18 protein-coding genes are annotated in these 18,818 nt (G+C 49.2%); 8 read left to right on the top strand and 10 right to left on the bottom strand.

All coding sequences use genetic code 11. The annotated features are described in order from the left end of the window. Positions 1 to 5: 5 nt before the first annotated feature. The 8 genes from EC843_RS02220 to pspA form a co-directional block, all read right to left on the bottom strand. On the bottom strand, positions 6 to 2,480 hold the full coding sequence (locus EC843_RS02220; protein ID WP_121813549.1) for a fimbria/pilus outer membrane usher protein: 2,475 nt from the start codon (positions 2,478 to 2,480) through the stop codon (positions 6 to 8). Between the two features lie 171 nt (positions 2,481 to 2,651). After that, the gene (locus tag EC843_RS02225) at positions 2,652 to 3,254 is read right to left on the bottom strand and encodes a fimbrial protein (protein ID WP_157092949.1); all 603 of its coding nucleotides are present in this window, start codon (positions 3,252 to 3,254) and stop codon (positions 2,652 to 2,654) included. 61 nt (positions 3,255 to 3,315) lie between these two features. Continuing rightward, positions 3,316 to 3,849: a fimbrial protein gene (locus EC843_RS02230; RefSeq protein ID WP_064546428.1), complete on the bottom strand. Its 534-nt coding sequence runs from the start codon at positions 3,847 to 3,849 to the stop codon at positions 3,316 to 3,318. Between the two features lie 920 nt (positions 3,850 to 4,769). Beyond that, positions 4,770 to 5,360: a tyrosine-type DNA invertase gene (locus tag EC843_RS02235; RefSeq protein WP_064546426.1), complete on the bottom strand. Its 591-nt coding sequence runs from the start codon at positions 5,358 to 5,360 to the stop codon at positions 4,770 to 4,772. 448 nt (positions 5,361 to 5,808) lie between these two features. Continuing rightward, positions 5,809 to 6,039: a phage shock protein PspD gene (pspD, locus tag EC843_RS02240; protein WP_064546424.1), complete on the bottom strand. Its 231-nt coding sequence runs from the start codon at positions 6,037 to 6,039 to the stop codon at positions 5,809 to 5,811. A 74-nt stretch (positions 6,040 to 6,113) separates the two neighbouring features. After that, complete coding sequence (pspC, locus tag EC843_RS02245) at positions 6,114 to 6,473, bottom strand: envelope stress response membrane protein PspC (RefSeq protein ID WP_064546422.1); 360 nt, start codon at positions 6,471 to 6,473, stop codon at positions 6,114 to 6,116. Then, entirely contained in the window at positions 6,473 to 6,700 is a 228-nt protein-coding gene (pspB, locus tag EC843_RS02250) for an envelope stress response membrane protein PspB (protein WP_064546420.1), read from the bottom strand. Before pspB ends, pspC begins: the two co-directional genes overlap by 1 nt. Before the next feature lie 61 nt (positions 6,701 to 6,761). Then, positions 6,762 to 7,433 (bottom strand): phage shock protein PspA, encoded by a 672-nt coding sequence (pspA, locus tag EC843_RS02255; protein ID WP_064546418.1) that lies wholly within the window; start codon positions 7,431 to 7,433, stop codon positions 6,762 to 6,764. Positions 7,434 to 7,606: 173 nt separating this feature from the next. Between pspA and pspF the strand changes: the two genes are divergently transcribed. The 6 genes from pspF (at position 7,607) to sapF (ending at position 14,034) form a co-directional block, all read left to right on the top strand. After that, positions 7,607 to 8,587, top strand: a complete 981-nt coding sequence (pspF, locus tag EC843_RS02260; protein WP_133521535.1) for a phage shock protein operon transcriptional activator — start codon at positions 7,607 to 7,609, stop codon at positions 8,585 to 8,587. A gap of 156 nt (positions 8,588 to 8,743) precedes the next feature. Then, positions 8,744 to 10,396 (top strand): ABC transporter substrate-binding protein SapA, encoded by a 1,653-nt coding sequence (sapA, locus tag EC843_RS02265; protein WP_064546414.1) that lies wholly within the window; start codon positions 8,744 to 8,746, stop codon positions 10,394 to 10,396. Continuing rightward, on the top strand, positions 10,393 to 11,358 hold the full coding sequence (sapB, locus tag EC843_RS02270; RefSeq protein ID WP_064546413.1) for a putrescine export ABC transporter permease SapB: 966 nt from the start codon (positions 10,393 to 10,395) through the stop codon (positions 11,356 to 11,358). The genes sapA and sapB overlap by 4 nt, the downstream gene beginning before the upstream one ends. Continuing rightward, positions 11,345 to 12,235 carry a putrescine export ABC transporter permease SapC gene (gene sapC / locus EC843_RS02275; RefSeq protein WP_064546411.1) on the top strand — a complete coding sequence of 297 codons (891 nt, stop codon included), beginning with the start codon at positions 11,345 to 11,347 and terminating at the stop codon, positions 12,233 to 12,235. The genes sapB and sapC overlap by 14 nt, the downstream gene beginning before the upstream one ends. Further along, positions 12,236 to 13,228, top strand: coding sequence for a putrescine export ABC transporter ATP-binding protein SapD (sapD, locus tag EC843_RS02280; protein ID WP_064546409.1), 993 nt, complete (start codon positions 12,236 to 12,238; stop codon positions 13,226 to 13,228). It abuts the gene before it with no gap. Continuing rightward, positions 13,228 to 14,034, top strand: a complete 807-nt coding sequence (gene sapF / locus EC843_RS02285) for a putrescine export ABC transporter ATP-binding protein SapF (RefSeq protein ID WP_064546407.1) — start codon at positions 13,228 to 13,230, stop codon at positions 14,032 to 14,034. Before sapD ends, sapF begins: the two co-directional genes overlap by 1 nt. Positions 14,035 to 14,141: 107 nt before the next feature. On the opposite strand, the gene EC843_RS02290 is transcribed toward sapF, so the two are convergent. After that, positions 14,142 to 15,479 carry a carbohydrate porin gene (locus EC843_RS02290; RefSeq protein ID WP_064546405.1) on the bottom strand — a complete coding sequence of 446 codons (1,338 nt, stop codon included), beginning with the start codon at positions 15,477 to 15,479 and terminating at the stop codon, positions 14,142 to 14,144. Positions 15,480 to 15,989: 510 nt separating this feature from the next. Continuing rightward, positions 15,990 to 16,400 carry an SRPBCC family protein gene (locus EC843_RS02295; protein WP_208111302.1) on the bottom strand — a complete coding sequence of 137 codons (411 nt, stop codon included), beginning with the start codon at positions 16,398 to 16,400 and terminating at the stop codon, positions 15,990 to 15,992. A 246-nt stretch (positions 16,401 to 16,646) separates the two neighbouring features. Here EC843_RS02295 and fabI point away from each other — a divergent pair, with 246 nt between their 5' ends. Further along, positions 16,647 to 17,438 (top strand): enoyl-ACP reductase FabI, encoded by a 792-nt coding sequence (gene fabI / locus EC843_RS02300; RefSeq protein ID WP_064546403.1) that lies wholly within the window; start codon positions 16,647 to 16,649, stop codon positions 17,436 to 17,438. Between the two features lie 200 nt (positions 17,439 to 17,638). Next, positions 17,639 to 18,799, top strand: a complete 1,161-nt coding sequence (locus tag EC843_RS02305; RefSeq protein ID WP_133521536.1) for a CMD domain-containing protein — start codon at positions 17,639 to 17,641, stop codon at positions 18,797 to 18,799. Positions 18,800 to 18,818 lie beyond the last annotated feature (19 nt).

The following is an 18,818-nucleotide window of genomic DNA, read 5'->3' on the forward strand; positions in this document are numbered from 1 at the left end:
ATTTGTCAGGCCTTTTCGTTCTGACATGGCAATAAAAGTTGCTGTTCAGGTGGCACAGTTTCTGGCAATGCAATACTGCACTGCTGCTGACCGTCCCAACCGACTTGCAGTGTTTCGCCTAACGCCACACCGCTGAGCCAAACCAGACCTTCGTCACTGACCATTCCAACTTCGGTCCCTTTGGTATTGGTGACGCTTGCGCCAAATGGCGGCACCGTACCGTCTTTTCTTTTCACCACCGCAAACAGTTTCGCACCCTTCAACACCCCGAATTCCCGGTAACCAATAGCCCCTTCAGTCAGTACGGATTCCACCACGGAGCGAGTTGCTTCCATGTCTTCCGGGAGTTTGTTCAAATCAATGCTGGTGGTATTGCGGTAATAGCTACTCATCCCAGTGACGACCCCGGTTCCCCAACGGTTGGTGGTTACCCTTCCGCCATTGACTGGCACACCGGCAACCCCTTCGGTGTCAACCAACAGACGCGTTCCGCCGTTCGTCCCACCTGCATGCAGAGCGGCACCTTTCGCGGTAAGCGTCGCCCCGCCTGAGAGGTTCAGACCGAGCGAGGTGTAATCGTTGCTCACCCACGCAAGGTTGGTTGAAAGGTTGGCCCGCGTTCCCGTATGGCTGTAGTAGCCATTGAACTGTCCGTCCGTCGATTCGCCGCCCCCGGTGTTCACACCCGCATTAATGCTGTAGTTATCCAGGCCCTTATTGAGCGAGTTGCTGTACCCGGCAGTCTGGCTCACGCGCCCTTCCGTGGTGTTGAGGTTATAACTGGCTGTTCCGCCGCCGCCCGTCGGGATCGAGATGCGGAAATAGAGTGAGTCATTGTCCTCATCGTAATAACGCGATCGGGAGGCCGACAGGCTCATCGATATGCCACGAAAATCGCCGATGTCCATGTAGTGGTTGATACTTAGCGTGTAATAGTTGGACTGTTTAGTGTCATCCCAATAAGTCTGGTGGCTAAGTTGTAACCCCACAGAGGTTCGGCCATTTTCCCCAAGGCTTTTGTTCAGCGTGGCGGTATAGAGTTGCTTTTCACGGCCAGTGAAATCATCACGATATCGGGCATCCAGATATTGCTGCATGCTCATGTAATCGTTTTCGGAGAAACGGTAACCGGCAAAGTTAATGTCTGCGTTAGCCTCATCAAAGCGTTTGGAATAACTCATCCGCCAGGATTTCCCTTTCATGGTGCCGTGCTCGTCATCAAAATTGGCAATCGACTGGGTAAGGTCGGTTGATAGTGTGCCTAAGGCGTTCATATCACGACCCAAACCGATAGCTAAGGCGTTATAATCATTACCACTTATGATGCCGCCACCATATAAAGACCAACTGTTGTTGATACCCCATGAGGCTTCGCCACTGACAAAGAACGGCCCTTCCAAATCATGCCCGTTGGTGCGTGACTTCCCGCTAATCAGTTTGTATCGCACTTGTCCTGGACGGGTCAGATACGGAACGTAGGCGGTATCCACCTGGAAGGTTTTCTTCTGGCCGTTTTGTTCGATGACTTCGACATCCAGTCGCCCACGAATCGAGCTATCCAGATCCTGAATCGTAAATGGCCCAGCAGGTACCGTGGCGTCATATAAAATGCGCCCCTGCTGCGATATGACTACGCGCGCATTGGTTTCTGCCACCCCTGAAACCTGCGGAGCATAGCCACGTAATTTAGGTGGCAACATGCGATCATCACTTTCCAGACTCACGCCGGTGTAGTTCCAGGCGCTGAAAATATCGGAGCTTATGTAATTTTCGCCTAACGTCAGGTTCGCTTGTAGCTTCGGGATGGCGCGATACAGGTACACACGATTCCAGTCAAACTGATTGTCATCGCTCTCACCATCAACCTGGGTAATGTTCCCCTGGTAGTCCGCGCGAAGACGCCAGGGGCCAAAGTTGGCTCCTGTTGTACCGTTGAAGCTAAAATTTCGCGATTCTTCCCGTTCCTGTGGTTGGGTGACTGTGGCGTTAAGGTTGTAATCCAGCATCAAGCCTGGAATACCATTGTCCCAACGTGAAGGTGGCAACCAGGTTGCATCGGAATATTCAAGCCAGGCTTGTGGCATATTAATGAGTAGCGTTCCATCGGACAGATCTGCCTGTATTTCAACCCCTGGTAGCTGGCTAAAATCCGCGCATTCGGTTTCGCCAAAGGGTATCCAGAGCAACTTACCTTGTGAGGTCTCCGTTAATCCCATTTGTGCCACTATTTCGCGCGTCAGGCAGGCCTGAGGCAAACTTTTCTTATCCCCTTCCTCGACGGTTTTTTTCAGCTCAGCAAACGTCACCGGAAGAGTGGACGAACTCATTGATTGTCCGTTGATGACCACCTGTAATTGATACTGGCCGGGCATGACATAGCCTGCCTGAGAGAAGCGGCTAACATTGATATTCTGACGGTCGGAGGCATCCAGGACGTCCGTGTTAAATTCGACAGCCTCGGCATCGCGAATGGTTAACATCAACAGCACCGGCGCAATCGGGCAACAGGATAAATAGGCTGTGAGTTTTCGATTAGTTAACATGTTGTCATCGCAAATAATCTATTGATGAGCCAAAACCCCGTGAACCTCTTCCTCCTTATTGAGATAAGGAAAATGTATCGGCGAAACGAACTCGGCCACAGAAAGTCATTACTCGTAATCCACCTTCAGACGTACCACTGCGTAGTAATCACCACCCCGCAGGGGCTCGCCATTGCGTATCAACCGCAGAGCGTACTGAAGCCGCTGTTCACTGCCTTTTAATAATTGAGGCGGCATCGCCTTACCGGCAAACGCCCGGTTTCCCTGACTATCGAGGATTTGTAATTCCACGCCTCGAGCTTGCCCCAACACGCCAAATCTATCCGGGGAATGTCCACGCAAGCCGTCAAAGGTGACACGCACTTGGGAGTCCGGCAGTACGGCATCCGGTTTTACATCGTCCTCACTGGTCAGCTCACAATTCTCTAGCCCGAGGTAAAAAATTTTCTCAGGTCCGGGAATACTCGCCTGCATGTCTTTCATGCGCGTGGTTCCCATCTCAATGACTTGCCAAACATCTTCCATACCAAGCGTGCAAGCTGGAGCGATAATCTGACCGCCAAAATTAGCGCTTCCATGCCACCAGACACCTTCTGGCCCCTGGTATTCTGGCGCGTTCTGACTGGATGACTGGGTCGAAGTTGATGTTGCCAATGCCCCTTCCGACAGCACTATCAGCAGTGTCAGCCCGCAGAGATATTCCCTGAGCATTCCGCCTCCTTCGCGTGGCTAACAAAAACGGGACAACCCCGAAGGGCTGCCCCGAAAAATTTTACTGATAAGCGAGGGTAAAGTTGGTCACCGCGGTGAAGTCACCTTCAGCAACGACGCCACCAGTCGCCATTTTTACCCAGCTGGCGTAACGGAGGGTGTTATTGCCATCACCGATAATCTGTGGGTTACCCGGCTGGCCAAATACCACATCGCCACTCGCTGGGGAGTTAATGATGATTGCAGTGCCGGTATTACCGGTTGTGCCCAATTCTGTTGGTGCGGCAGGAATTGCTGCACCGTTGAATGTGACGGTTACGGTTTTGTCGACCAGGCTTGTTGGGTCACAATTTGTCAACAGGATGTCAATATCACGCAGTTCCGAGATGCCGCCGGACGCAAGATGCGTTTTGGAAATCTGACCAAAGTCTATGGTCTGGTCTGCTGATTCAGGCGCAATGCTACAAGCTGCATTGATTACGGACCCGGTGAAGTTCACAACACCTTCGCCACCATTGGCAGCCTGAGCACTGAAAGCCACCAGGGACAAAGCTACTGCACTCGTTAATGTTGTGAAGGTTGTTTTAAAGCTCATTTCTCAATTCCTTGATTAATAATGAATAACATTCGTTATCGCTCACCCGAACACCGGCTCGTTAAAAACGGAACGAGTGAAGTCAACTTGCCGGTGTTCATAGCAAGGCAGAGCGATGTGGATTCTTTTGTTATTTTTTGCCTTCCAGGCGGGGTAATTCTTACCTTCAGGCCGAGTTGGGATTGACAATTAGTTCCAATTTGACAAGTCCAGCCCAAGAGTCCAGAAATGCACGAAAAAGCAGTCAAATAAACTGATTTTAATTTTATTTGTGATTTTTAATTCTTCACGTGGTGACAAATAAGACACGGAAAATTGAGGGTGAGAAATGCCTGGAGTAATATCATGAAGAGGTCTTGTGACTTATCGTTATAGTCAAAAAATTTCCAATACATTGTTATTTAAAAATAAATAAAAACCTCCATTGTTATTTTAATGTAAATGCTAGATTCTAGTTTCGTTATTGAGCGGACTTGTCAAATTGGAACTAATTGTCTACTTTTCAGTTTTCAATCAACAGGTAAATGCACAAGAAACCACCCTCAACCCACCGTATATTATTCACACAGAGAATATCACGGAAATTAATCACGCCTGAATGAAACCAATAAAACCACATTATTTTATTTGCCCAGCCCAATCACTCAGATAGTTTTCTAAGCTTACAGTCATAATTAAAATAATTAGCTATAAATTGCACTGTTTAATTGCATAGCTTTTTCTTCAGTCGCACTAATTACCATTATTAAGTAATGTACAAATGGGCCTTTGTTAGAATAGTCACTAAGTATAAATTAAAGTCAGGAGATGTATTTTTCGAAAAAAGAGGTTACTACTGGTTGTTTCACACAGGCAAGAATGCGCCAGAAAGCATGGGGCACCGCTCCATTGATAGGCTACTGGCACATGGGTGATATTTATCAGGAAAGAACTAATAGCTTGTTTCTGCGCATATTTTTCTCTTTCCAAATCCCCTCAAAACGCGCCGCATTGCTGGCGGTATAACGTACCGTGTGGCGGATGTTACGATGCCCCAGATAGTCCTGTATTAAGCGTGTATCAATCCCGTTGTCTGCCATGGCGAACCCACAGGCATGGCGCAACATGTGAGGATGTGAACATAACGGCAGTCCTGCTCTTTTCCCCAGCGCATTGATAATGTTGTAACCCTGTTGACGTGAAAGAGGTTTACCATTTCGTGAAATAAACAGTGAATCATCATCCAGCGAGGCCCAGTTCTGGCGGGTATTAAGCCATAACTCAAGCAGGCTCACCTCACAAGGAATCATAGGATGAATGGTTGAAAAACCATTCTTCAGACGGTGAATATTGAGCGTCCGTGTCGGTAAATCAATATCTGACAGCCGCAGTTTTAACAGTTCGCTGATGCGGAATCCGTGAAGATAACACATGGCTACCATGCAGCGATTACGTTCGGGATTCAAACCTTGTTTGGCCGAATCAAGCAGGCGTTGAACTTCATCGGTAGTAAGATAGTTGCGTTGGGACATAGCATGACCTTATTGTTGACAACCGAATGCTTTATAAAAAACGCGACATATTGACTCGCTTTTATGGTGAGGGATTAGCACAAACGATGGAGCCAATCCTATTATGTCGATACTTCGCTCATTGATTTTAAAATAAAAAAATCCGCAGCTTATTTTGGTAAACTCCAAAAGCTGTGATTATTTTAACAAGCCATTTTATTATAGTTGAAATCTTACAAAACCCGTCTGGCAAAATCCTTTTAGCCCGAGAAATTATCCATAAATCTAGCTATCGATATGTATTAATGAGTTACACAGTATAACCACAGGCTATGGATTATTTCACGCAATATAATCGACAAAGTTTTCCTGTGAACCGTTTCATGACAAAAGTTGTGAGGCTGGGAAATTAAGAGGTGACGAGTAAACGCTGCGGGAAGATTAGCTATCTTCCCGCAAGGGTGAGGATTTAAAGCGGGGATGTACCATTAAAGCGAGCCGAAACCTTGCGCAACAGACGAGCAAGCATCGGCTCAAGTGTTAGCACCAGCAGCATTTTCAACGGACGACGTGCTACGGATTTTATCGCCCATCCCGCGACGCCCGCAGGGCCATAACGCAGAGCGACCAAAAACACGAGTTTACCGATAATTTTCAGGCCTGGTTTTGCCTTATTGGCAGCCGTCTGGAATTTGGACATGTGTCCTCCTGGGGGAAATAGTCAGCCATATGCCCTCACCCCGGCCCTCTCCCACAGGAGAGGGAGAAACCGAGTTAAAGCTGGCGGAAACGGCTACGTAACGTGAAGGTATCAGAGGTTATATAGCGTTCCATGGAACGCAAACGCTGCTCGCCCGCCGCCAGTTGGGCGTCGACTTCGTCGAGCAAATCTCGGTTGGTCGGTTGCGGCTTTTCTTGCGAAGCCCCCGCAGGCATTGGGTCAAGGATAAAGGTCAATGCGATGTAGGCCACCAAAACAAAGAAGAACAGGCCAAATACCATCGCCAAAACAGTAATCAGGCGTACCAGCTTCACAGGCACATCAAGGTATTGTGCGATACCCGCGCACACCCCTTTCACCATCCCTTTTTCTGGGATGCGCCACAGTTTGCGACCGGAAATTGATTTCACCATTATTTATCTCTCCAGTTCGGATGTTCAGCATCAAGGATCTGTTCCAGCGTCTGAATGCGCTCACCCATACGTCGTGCTTCATCAGTCAGTTGCGCCAACCGCTGTTGTTCGCCCTGAGAAAGTTGCCCGCCATTTTCGGCACGGTTGTTGTAGTGCAGCCACAGCCAAATGGGAGCGACGAACAACACAAAAATCGTTAATGGGATGGCAATAAAAAGCGCGCTCATGTGTACTCCTTACAAGTCAGCCTTGACTATGGCGCCGTTTCCCGACGCCGCAGTCAGTTAATTACCCACGATCCTGGTTGTTCATTTTAGCTTTCAGCGCCGCCAGTTGTTCGCTGATTTCGTCGTCAGCTTTCAGTTCAGCAAACTGTGAGTCGAGGTTTTTCTGTTTGCCAAAGCTGTGGCTTTCCGCTTCTGATTCCATTTGGTCGATACGGCGCTCAAAGGATTCAAAACGGGCCATTGCTTCGTCGATCTTTCCACTGTCTAACTGGCGACGAACATCACGGGAAGAAGAAGCCGCCTGATGACGCAGTGTGAGTGCCTGCTGGCGCGCGCGGGTTTCGCTGAGTTTGTTCTCAAGCTCACCGATCTCTTTTTTCATACGCGCCAGTGTTTCATCAACATGTACTACTTCATCTTCCAGGGTAGCAATCATGTCGGTCATTTTTTGCTTTTCAATTAATGCCGCACGCGCCAGATCTTCTTTATCTTTACGCAGCGCCAGTTCCGCTTTTTCCTGCCATTCAGCTTGCTGTGCCGTCGCTTGTTCTACACGACGGGAGAGCTGTTTCTTTTCGGCCAGCGCACGCGCAGAAGTGGAACGCACTTCAACCAATGTATCTTCCATTTCCTGAATCATCAGGCGTACTAGCTTCTGCGGATCTTCTGCTTTCTCAAGCAGCGAGTTGATGTTGGCATTCACGATGTCGGCAAAACGAGAAAAAATACCCATAATTCAATCCTCTTTAGTCATTATTTCAGGTGCCTGGCACCCTGCACGAAATGAATATTGCAAGTGATGTGCCAACTTTTTATTTTATTGATTTTAATAGAAATGATTAAATTTGACTCGCTACCCACAACGTATATAGTGGTTAAATTCACTAACTATTGGTTAATTTAATCATGGCAGATAGCAAAGATAACCTGATCGGCGAGGCAAACAGTTTCCTTGAAGTGCTGGAGCAAGTCTCCCGTCTGGCTCCGCTGGAAAAACCGGTGTTAGTGATTGGCGAACGCGGCACCGGCAAAGAGCTAATTGCTAACCGTCTACACTTCCTGTCGCGTCGTTGGCAAGGGCCGTTTATTTCACTTAACTGCGCCGCGCTGAATGATAACTTGCTCGACTCTGAGCTTTTTGGACATGAAGCTGGCGCTTTTACCGGCGCGCAAAAACGCCATCCGGGACGTTTTGAACGAGCCGATGGCGGCACGTTGTTTCTGGATGAACTGGCGACCGCGCCGATGATGGTGCAGGAAAAATTGCTGCGCGTAGTGGAGTATGGCGAACTGGAGCGTGTCGGCGGTAGCCAACCGTTGCAAGTCAATGTACGGCTGGTTTGTGCCACTAATGCTGATCTGCCTAAACTTGCCGAAGAGGGTAAATTCCGCGCCGATTTACTTGATCGCCTTGCCTTTGATGTGGTCAAACTGCCCCCGCTGCGCGAGCGCCAGCCCGATATCATGTTAATGGCCGAGCATTTTGCCATTCAAATGTGCCGAGAGTTACAGCTTCCCCTATTCCCGGGGTTTACTGAGCAAGCACAGCAAACGCTGCTTAATTACGGCTGGCCTGGCAATATTCGGGAATTAAAAAATGTGGTAGAGCGTTCGATGTATCGCCACGGTACCAGCGATGAGCCCGTTGATGAAGTGATCCTCGATCCGTTTGCGCGGCAGTCGGTTGCTGTGCTGTATCACGATGAAACACTACCCACATTACCGATGGATTTGCGTGGTTGGCAAAATCAGCAGGAAAAGGAGTTACTGGAAAAAAGCTTACAACAGGCGAAATATAACCAGCGCAAGGCCGCCGATTTACTGGGGCTGACTTACCATCAATTACGTGCACTGCTTAAAAAGCACGACGTTGTTCAACCTGAATAAGGAGCAGCTTTGCCATCAAAACGCTGTAAAAAACAACATCGCCCGGCCTTTTTTACCGGCATTGATTATAAAAAAAGCAAAATAGCCTGACATATTTTGGGAAGCCCTCAAGAGTACGATACACTTTGGCTATCACCCGTGAAAACTCAAAAACTTATGCGCGCAATTGTATCTTCCCTGTTACTGGCAGTGAGCTGCCTGAGTGGCGTAGCTTTTGCTGCACCGCCAGCTGAAACACCTGTCCAAAAACCAGCAGATATCCGTAACAGCGGATTTGTTTATTGTGTCAGCGGTCAGGTCAATACCTTTAATCCGCAGATGGCGAGCGGTGGTTTGACTGTCGACACCCTTGCCGCACAGTTATATGATCGATTATTGGATGTCGATCCATATACTTACCGCCTGGTGTCCGAGTTAGCAGAAAGCTGGGAAGTGCTGGATAACGGTGCCACTTACCGCTTCCATTTACGCCCAAACGTGCAGTTCCAGACCACTCCGTGGTTTAAACCCACTCGCGCACTCAATGCCGATGATGTGGTATTCAGTTTCCAGCGTGTTTTTAATCGCGACCACCCATGGCACAACGTCAACGGGGGTAACTACCCTTATTTTGACAGCCTCCAGTTCCCAGACGCGGTAAAAAGCATCCGTAAACTGGATAACAATACCGTTGAGTTCCGCCTTGAGAAACCTGATGCGTCGTTCCTGTGGCACATGGCGACTCATTACGCATCCGTCATGTCTGCGGAATACGCAGCGCAACTGACCAAAGCCGATCGAAAAGAGATGATGGATCGCGAACCTGTTGGCACCGGGCCATTCCAGGTGAGCGAATTTCGTTCCGGACAATATATTCGCCTGGCTCGTCACCCTAAGTTCTGGCGCGGTGTACCATTAATGCCGCAGGTAGTGTTGGACTTGGGTTCTGGGGGCACAGGACGTTTATCTAAACTGATCACCGGGGAATGTGATGTTCTCGCCTATCCTGCCGCCAGTCAGTTGACCATATTGCGTGATGACCCGCGTTTGCGTCTGACTTTACGTCCAGGCATGAACATTGCTTATCTGGCTTTCAATACCAATAAAGCGCCATTGAATAATCCTGAAGTGCGCCATGCGCTGGCGCTGGCGATTAATAACCAGCGTCTGATGCAATCTATTTATTACGGCACTGCTGAAACTGCTGCGTCTATTTTGCCCCGTGCATCATGGGCTTATGACAGCGATTCCAAAATCACCGAATACAATCCCGCCAAAGCTCGTCAGCAGTTAAAAGCTCTGGGGCTTAACAATCTGGAATTGCGCTTGTGGGTGCCAACCAGTTCACAGGCATGGAACCCGAGTCCGTTGAAAACCGCAGAGCTTATTCAGGCAGATATGGCGCAAATTGGCGTGAAAGTCATTATCGTGCCAGTCGAAGGCCGCTTCCAGGAAGCGCGTTTGATGGACATGAACCACGATCTCACGCTGGCAGGTTGGGCGACTGACAGTAACGACCCGGATAGCTTCTTCCGCCCAATGCTAAGTTGCGCGGCGATTCGTTCACAGACCAACTATGCTCGCTGGTGTGATCCTAAATTTGATGAAGTCCTGCAAAAAGCGCTGTCTTCTCAAGAACTGGCGTCACGTATTGAGGCTTATCGTGAAGCGCAGGATATTCTCGCCCAACAGTTGCCGGTATTACCGCTGGCATCATCGCTGCGCCTGCAAGCCTATCGCTACGACATTAAAGGCCTGGTGCTAAGTCCGTTTGGTAACGCATCGTTTGCGGGCGTATCCCGTGAAAATGTTGAGGTGAAAAAACCATGATCATCTATACCCTGCGCCGCCTGCTGCTGCTGCTGGTGACGCTGTTTTTTCTGACACTTATTGGCTTTAGCCTCAACTACTTTACCCCGCACGCACCATTACAAGGCGCGTCGCTGTGGAACGCGTGGGTGTTCTGGTTTGAAAGTATTCTGGACTGGGACTTTGGCGTATCGAGCATTAATGGTCAGTCGATTAACGAACAGTTGAGCCTGGTTTTCCCGGCGACGATGGAGCTCTGTTTGCTCGCTTTCGGCCTGGCTTTGCTCATCGGTATTCCGGTGGGGATGCTGGCTGGCATCATGCACAACAAATGGCAGGACAGGCTGATCAGTGCGCTGGCTCTGGTTGGCTTTTCGATTCCCGTATTCTGGTTTGCACTATTACTGACGATGTTTTTCTCACTGACGTTAGGCTGGCTGCCAGTCTCAGGGCGTTTCGATTTACTCTATGAAGTGAAGTCTGTCACCGGTTTTGCATTAGTTGACGCCTGGTTGTCGGACTCGCCATATCGTGACGAGATGATTATGAGTGCCATCCGCCATATGATTTTGCCGGTCGTGACGCTTGCAGTCGCCCCCACCACCGAGGTGGTGCGTTTAATGCGCATCAGCACCATTGACGTATTCGACCAAAATTACATTAAAGCGGCCGCCACTCGCGGATTATCGCGCCTGACAATCCTGCATCGACACGTATTACACAATGCGCTGCCACCGGTGATCCCCCGTCTCGGCTTACAATTTTCAACCATGTTAACGCTGGCGATGATCACCGAAGTGGTGTTCAGTTGGCCGGGGCTTGGGCGTTGGCTGATAAATGCCATTCGTCAACAAGACTATACGGCCATCTCTGCTGGCGTGATGGTCATCGGTTCATTGGTTATCATCGTGAATGTTATCTCCGATATTTTGGGTGCTATGGCTAACCCACTGACACATAAGGAATGGTATGCCTTACGATAGCGTCTATCGCGAGAAACGCCCGCCGAGCACACTGCGACTGACCTGGCGAAAATTTTACGGCGACACCACAGCGATGATTGGCCTGTATGGCTGTGGGGCGCTGGTGCTGTTGTGTGTATTCGGTAGCGTTTTTGCACCTTATGGCATCGACCAGCAATTCCTCGGTTATCAGTTGTTACCGCCGTCCTGGTCGCGCTATGGCGACGTGTCGTTCTTTCTGGGAACTGATGACCTTGGGCGCGATGTATTAAGCCGTTTATTAAGCGGTGCCGCGCCGACGGTCGGTGGCGCGTTTGTTGTGACGTTGGCTGCCGCTGTATTCGGCATTGTTTTGGGTGTTTTTGCTGGTTCTACTCATGGGCTGCGCTCTGCGGTGATGAACCACATTCTCGATACATTGCTGTCGATTCCTACCCTATTGCTGGCAATCATTGTGGTGGCGTTTGTCGGCCCACATCTGGTTCACGCCATGTTTGCAGTCTGGCTGGCGCTGCTGCCGCGCATGGTACGTTCAGTCTATAGCGCCGTACATGACGAGCTGGAAAAAGATTACGTGGTTGCCGCTCGTCTGGATGGCGCATCAACGCTTAATATTCTGTGGTTCGCGGTGATGCCTAATACCGCCGCCATTCTGATTACAGAAATCACCCGTGCGTTGTCGATGGCCATTCTGGATATTGCTGCGCTAGGTTTTCTCGATTTGGGTGCACAGCTTCCGTCGCCGGAATGGGGCGCAATGCTGGGTGATGCACTGGAGCTGATTTATGTGGCTCCGTGGACCGTCATGTTGCCCGGAGGGGCTATCATGGTAAGTGTACTTCTGGTCAACCTGCTGGGCGACGGACTACGCCGCGCAATAAATGCGGGGGTGCAATAAATGCCATTACTTGATATCCGAAATCTGACCATCGAGTTTATGACCTCCGAAGGTTGGGTCAAAGCCGTCGACCGTGTCAGTATGACCCTCAACGAAGGGGAAATTCGCGGCCTGGTGGGTGAATCAGGCTCGGGCAAGAGCCTGATTGCAAAAGCCATTTGCGGTGTCACAAAGGACAACTGGCGCGTCACGGCAGACCGTATGCGTTTTGATGATATTGATTTGTTACGGCTGAGCGGACGAGAGCGCCGACGTCTGGTTGGCCATAACGTTTCGATGATCTTCCAGGAACCCCAATCTTGCCTTGATCCCTCAGAGCGCGTGGGTCGCCAGCTGATGCAAAATATCCCGGGCTGGACCTTTAAGGGTCGCTGGTGGAAACGTTTTGGCTGGCGTAAACGTCGCGCCATCGAACTGTTGCATCGCGTCGGGATTAAAGATCACAAAGATGCGATGCGCAGTTATCCCTACGAACTGACGGACGGTGAATGCCAGAAAGTCATGATTGCCATTGCGCTGGCAAACCAGCCGCGTTTGTTGATTGCCGATGAGCCGACAAATGCCATGGAACCCACCACGCAATTGCAGATTTTCAAATTACTGACACGTTTGAATCAGTACAACAACACGACGATTTTGCTGATAAGCCACGACTTGCAGATGTTGAGCCAGTGGGCGGATAAAATTAACGTGATGTACTGTGGGCAAACCGTGGAAAGCGCAACCAGTGAAGAGCTGATTGCCACGCCGCATCACCCTTATACTCAGGCGCTTATCCGGGCGATCCCTGACTTTGGCAGCTCAATGCCGCATAAAAGCCGCCTGAATACCATGCCCGGCGCTATCCCGTTACTGGAACACTTGCCGATGGGCTGCCGGCTCGGGCCACGTTGCCCTTATGCACAACGTGAGTGTATCGAAACGCCACGCCTGACCGGGGCAAAAACACATCTTTATGCCTGCCACTTCCCGCTGAATATGGAGAGTCAGTAATGGTCGAAACGCTGCTCGAAGTCCGCAATTTAAGTAAAACGTTTCGTTACCGAACTGGCCTGTTCCGTCGTCAGCACGTTGACGCGGTAAAACCATTGAGTTTCACCTTGCGTGAAAAGCAAACGCTGGCAATCATTGGCGAAAATGGCTCAGGTAAATCCACGCTGGCAAAAATGCTCGCAGGAATGATTGAGCCAACGACAGGTGAAGTGTTGATTGACGACCATTTGCTGCATTACGGCGACTATACCTACCGTAGCCAGCATATTCGTATGATTTTCCAGGATCCCAGTACTTCGCTGAATCCTCGCCAACGCATTTCGCAGATTCTTGATTTCCCACTGCGCCTGAATACTAACCTTGAGCCGGAAGCGCGCCATAAGCAGATTATCGAGACTCTCAGAATGGTCGGGTTGCTACCCGACCACGCCAGTTATTACCCCCACATGCTCGCCCCAGGGCAAAAGCAGCGTTTGGGTTTGGCCCGCGCATTAATTTTGCGTCCGAAAGTCATTATTGCCGATGAAGCGCTGGCGTCACTTGATATGTCAATGCGTTCGCAGCTCATTAACCTGATGCTGGAATTGCAGGAAAAACAGGGAATTGCCTACATCTACGTGACTCAGCACATTGGCATGATGAAACATATCAGCGACCAGGTGATGGTGTTACACCAGGGTGAAGTTGTGGAACGCGGTAGTACAGCCGATGTTCTCGCCTCCCCGCTCCACGATTTGACTAAGCGCCTGATTGCCAGCCACTTTGGCGAAGCGCTGACGGCCGATGCGTGGCGCAAAGATCGGTAAAGTTATCCCAAACCAGGCTATTAATTGAAGTGTATTTATGAGCGTATGACGCGATATTGCGGGCAACTGCAGAATTTTCTACGTTGCCCGCGGTTCAAATATTCTTGTTACCAGAATACATTAGCCTGCAGACCAACCGCCCATGTGTCGCTGGAATGGCCGTTTTCAAAGGCGTTTCCAGTATCATCCCAGTTATCGGTGCTGCTATCAAAATAACTGGCGAACAGACGTAGTTCAGGTTTGTCTCGACCGAAGGATAACGCCTGGGCGACGGTGTACTTCGAACCACTACGTTCATAGTTTGTGCCATCCACCGTTTTCTCATCATCGAAGTAACCTAGCTCAACATAGGTGCGGGTATAGTCCGACCAGTGATAGGTAACTTTGGCACTGGCGGAAACTGTTGTACCATCCCCTTTTTTGCCATCCCACCGCTCAATATCGTTGGCAGCTGCATAATTGATGGCATGACTCAGATCCCAGTCTTCAGCCAGTGGAATTACACCATAGTTACGCATTGCCCATCCGTTACCACTTTTCACTGTGCCGTTCAATGTATCAGCGGCGCCAAAGGTGACCCCTTGCAGAGCTGAACCATCCGCATAATATTGCACCACGGTATTGTTGATACCCTTCTCAAAGACCTGCTGCTGCAACATGACCATAGCGGTCTGACCATCTGAATAATCATGGTTGTTATGCTGAATTTGCTCATCACTGGCATCAGCATTGAGGTACTTATAGCCCACAGCCAGGCTAGCGCCACGCCACAATGGCTGACTGTCATACATCAATTCCAGTTGGTTGGAATCGACTAAATCATCAATATCTACACTGTCGAGATCGCCATCAGCTCCCATTGAATTATCTTCTTCAATATCACGATGCAGCGCGGCTATTGACAATTTCCCTTGCCCTACCGACATTTTTTCAATACCGCCGCCAACGTTTGTCTTATTCCAGAAAAAATAATCGTTAGCATCGATGCTGTATTTATTGTACTGGCGAATACCGACCCATGTTGTTTCATCAAACCCCATGAAGTTACGGAACTGCATATTCAGATTCTCCCAGCCAAATGGGTTATCCCCATTATTACTGTTAGAGTCGCCATCATACATATTAATCATGGTCTGTATGTAAACAGATTGGCTACCTGCATTATATAACTCTTTACCAAAGCCAATTTCGGCATAGGTATCAAATTCGTTACCAAGACGACCTAGTTTATTTTTCTGGAAACTACCACCGACAGCTTCGTTCATCGAACCACTTTCTCCACCGGCAATCCCTGATCGAAAATAGCCAAAGAAATCAATACCTGAAAGTGGATCTGTGAAAGCTACGCTTTTAGATGCAGGCTCCGCAGCCTCACTTGCAAATACAACTGAGGGGAGTACTGAAAGTCCTACGGACACAGCAAGGGGTAAGAGTTTTATCTTCATTATATTTCTTCCTGAATTAAAATAATCAATGCAAAGTTAGAGCGACTCCAGAATAACAACAGGCATGGGAAATACATTACACAAGCCACAGAACGAGTGCCTGTTATTAAAGTTAGTAATATCAAATTATTTTTACACTATATCTCTCAGCAGGATAAATAAGCCACAACAAAACCATTGAGATTTATTCAAAAATAAATTTCACTAGTTATAATAGTTTTGTGAGCAGCGTAACGAAAATAAGCTTTTATTAGATGCAGGTCTCATAAAACGAATGGGGGGAACACTGTCTATTTAGACAGCCAGGACAAATTTATTAAATCTGCGAATGTGAAGTATTTTAATCATCGTGTACTTAAAATATATAAATCCATTTGCATCACTGCATTATAATTAGCGGGTTAACTTATTTTTGCAAAATGATTGAACACGGCTCAATTGATGTACTCCTATCCACCCTACAACCGCATTGTGCAAGGCGGATAAGTGAAGATGTCAGCCTTTTAAACGTTATGTTTTTGCTTCCACATAACGTGCAAAATTATCCAGAATAGCCTGCCAGCCGCTCTTTTGATGCTCGACGGGATATTGCCCATCAGGATCGAATTCCAGACGAACGTCGACACCCTTATCTACTGGAGTAAACTCCACCTTCGCTTCACGATCGCCAAACTTATATTCTATTAATTTATGCGGCACGATGCGGGTGTAGACACCTGCAAAATCAAATCCCATGCTGCCGTCTTTGGCTTCCATCCGAAATGAGAATGGCCCGCCTTCCCGAAAATCTACCGCTGCAGTCGGCGTGTGCCAGTCCGGTGATGCGGTATTCCACTGTTTGATGGCTTCCGGGTCGATATAAGCCTGCCAAACCTTCTCAACAGGTGCATCTACCTGCGTTTCGACATTTATCTTCATCATTACGCTCTCAGTTAGTGACCAGTGAACAAAAAATATCCTCTAAAGCGTAGTACGTGAATCATGGTCTGGCTGTTCCGACCTCTGGTGACGTGATAGCCAGTCAGCCTGGGCGGTAAAAATAAGGTGACACAACTGCAGTGGAGTGGGATATAATTTCACTTTCGTGTTGAAAAATTGTGACTAACTAATCGTAATTTGATGATTTTAAAGTCATAAAATTAGCAGAAACTATAAGGATTCAAAGCTATGGGTTTTCTTACCGGTAAGCGCATTCTGATCACTGGCGTCGCCAGTAAACTCTCCATTGCCTACGGTATCGCACAGGCGATGCACCGCGAAGGTGCTGAACTGGCTTTCACTTACCAGAATGAAAAACTGAAAGGCCGTGTTGAAGGCTTTGCAGCCGATCTGGGTTCAAGCCTGGTCCTGCCGTGTGACGTGGCTGAAGATGCAAGCATCGATGCAATGTTTGCCGAGCTGGCTAAAACCTGGCCGAAGTTTGACGGTTTCGTTCACTCTATCGGTTTCGCACCAGGCGACCAGTTAGATGGCGACTACGTGAATGCAGTTACCCGTGAAGGCTTCAAAATCGCTCATGACATCAGCTCTTACAGCTTTGTCGCAATGGCAAAAGTATGTCGCGAAATGCTCAATCCAGGTTCTGCTCTGCTGACTCTGTCTTACCTGGGTGCTGAGCGTGCAATCCCTAACTACAACGTTATGGGTCTGGCTAAAGCATCTCTGGAAGCAAACGTGCGCTACATGGCAAACGCGATGGGTCCAGAAGGTGTACGTGTTAACGCCATTTCTGCAGGTCCAATCCGTACTCTGGCAGCATCTGGTATTAAAGATTTCCGTAAAATGCTGTCACATTGCGAAGCGGTTACTCCGATTCGTCGTACTGTGACCATTGAAGATGTGGGTAACTCCGCAGCGTTCCTGTGTTCAGACTTGTCTGCCGGTGTATCCGGTGAAGTTCTGCACGTTGACGGCGGTTTCAGCATCGCTGCCATGAACGAACTGGAACTGAAAGACTAATTCGGTTCATATGGGGTGGGCTGCCGCCTGCCCCATAAACTCCCTCGCCTCGCCCCCACTTTACTTCCATATACCTTTCCGATATTTATTATCACCGATCATTCTTTTGTCGCCTCACGTGGTTAAGCCAGGATAAAGCAGCAAATCAGGCCCTCAGGTGTTTCACCCGGGCTTGTAAACTCTTTGACCAAGGAACGACCATGGAACAACGCCGAATCTCTGGTAAAGGCCACTGGTATCATGAAACACAGTCCAGCCGCAGCGACGCCGCCGTATTACCGTTAGTTCCCGAGGCCGCTTACCTCGAAAACCGTTTTTTACTCGATCTAGAATTGAGTACCGAGCAACATGCTTCCGAAGCAGCCTGGCTTTCTGTCGCCCTCAAGGGCGCGACATGTTTACTGCCTGAAAACAGCCCTGTCACCCGTTTACACACGCTCAGTTGTTATGACAGGTTGAGCACCGCGCTGACTGTCGCGCAAGTGTATGGCGTACAACGGCTGTGCAACCATTACGCCGCCCGCCTTGCACCACAACCCGGGCCAGACTCCTCCCGCGAGAGCAATCGCCGCCTGACACAAATTACTCAGTACGCCCGCCAGTTGGCCAGCCAGCCCACCTTGATTGATGATAATTCTCGCCAGCAACTCGATGAAGTCGCTCTATCAGTAAATGACATAGTGACATTTAACCAATTGATTGGGTTTATCGGTTTTCAGGCTCGTGTGATTGCCGTCTTTCAGGCGCTTCAGGGTCTACCTGTGCGTTGGCTTCCTGGGCTTGATACCCAACAAGATGCCAGCGCGAATTTGTTCCTTGATGGCGATAAATCCTGGCAACCTGATTTACCCCCTGTCGAGCAACGTTACGCGAACACGCAGCAGCTCGATGTTTTGAACCTGAGCCAGTCACAAAGCGTTTTAAACCCGATTGGCTGGCTGCTGGCGCACGATGCTGAACCACTTTCTGTGCTGAGTCAGCTTATCAGCCTGTTACTCCCGCCCGATGGCGAAATCGGTGACGATCTCGTGCTGGTGAACCTGCTGACGGCACGCATTAATGGAAGCGTCAGTTGCTTTAGTCATGCGACTGCTCATTGGCATGCAGAAAATGGTTTACCCGAAGCGATACGCAATGGAGAACGGGCGCTACAGGCCTGGAGCCACAATCATCCTCGGGAGCGCGCGATCATACAGGCTGTTCGCGTATTAACTCGAGCACCAGGCAGCTTCAGTGCCGCCCAGCTTCAACCCTTATTTGAACAAGGTTTTAGCAACGATGATGCGTTGCGATTACTGGTGATTTCAGGGCTGTATGGCTGGTTGAATCGACTGAAAATTGGGTTGGGAAATGCCAGCTAGACATTGTATATCCCACGTT

The organism is Buttiauxella sp. JUb87, from assembly GCF_004361975.1.
Taxonomy (GTDB): domain Bacteria; phylum Pseudomonadota; class Gammaproteobacteria; order Enterobacterales; family Enterobacteriaceae; genus Buttiauxella; species Buttiauxella ferragutiae.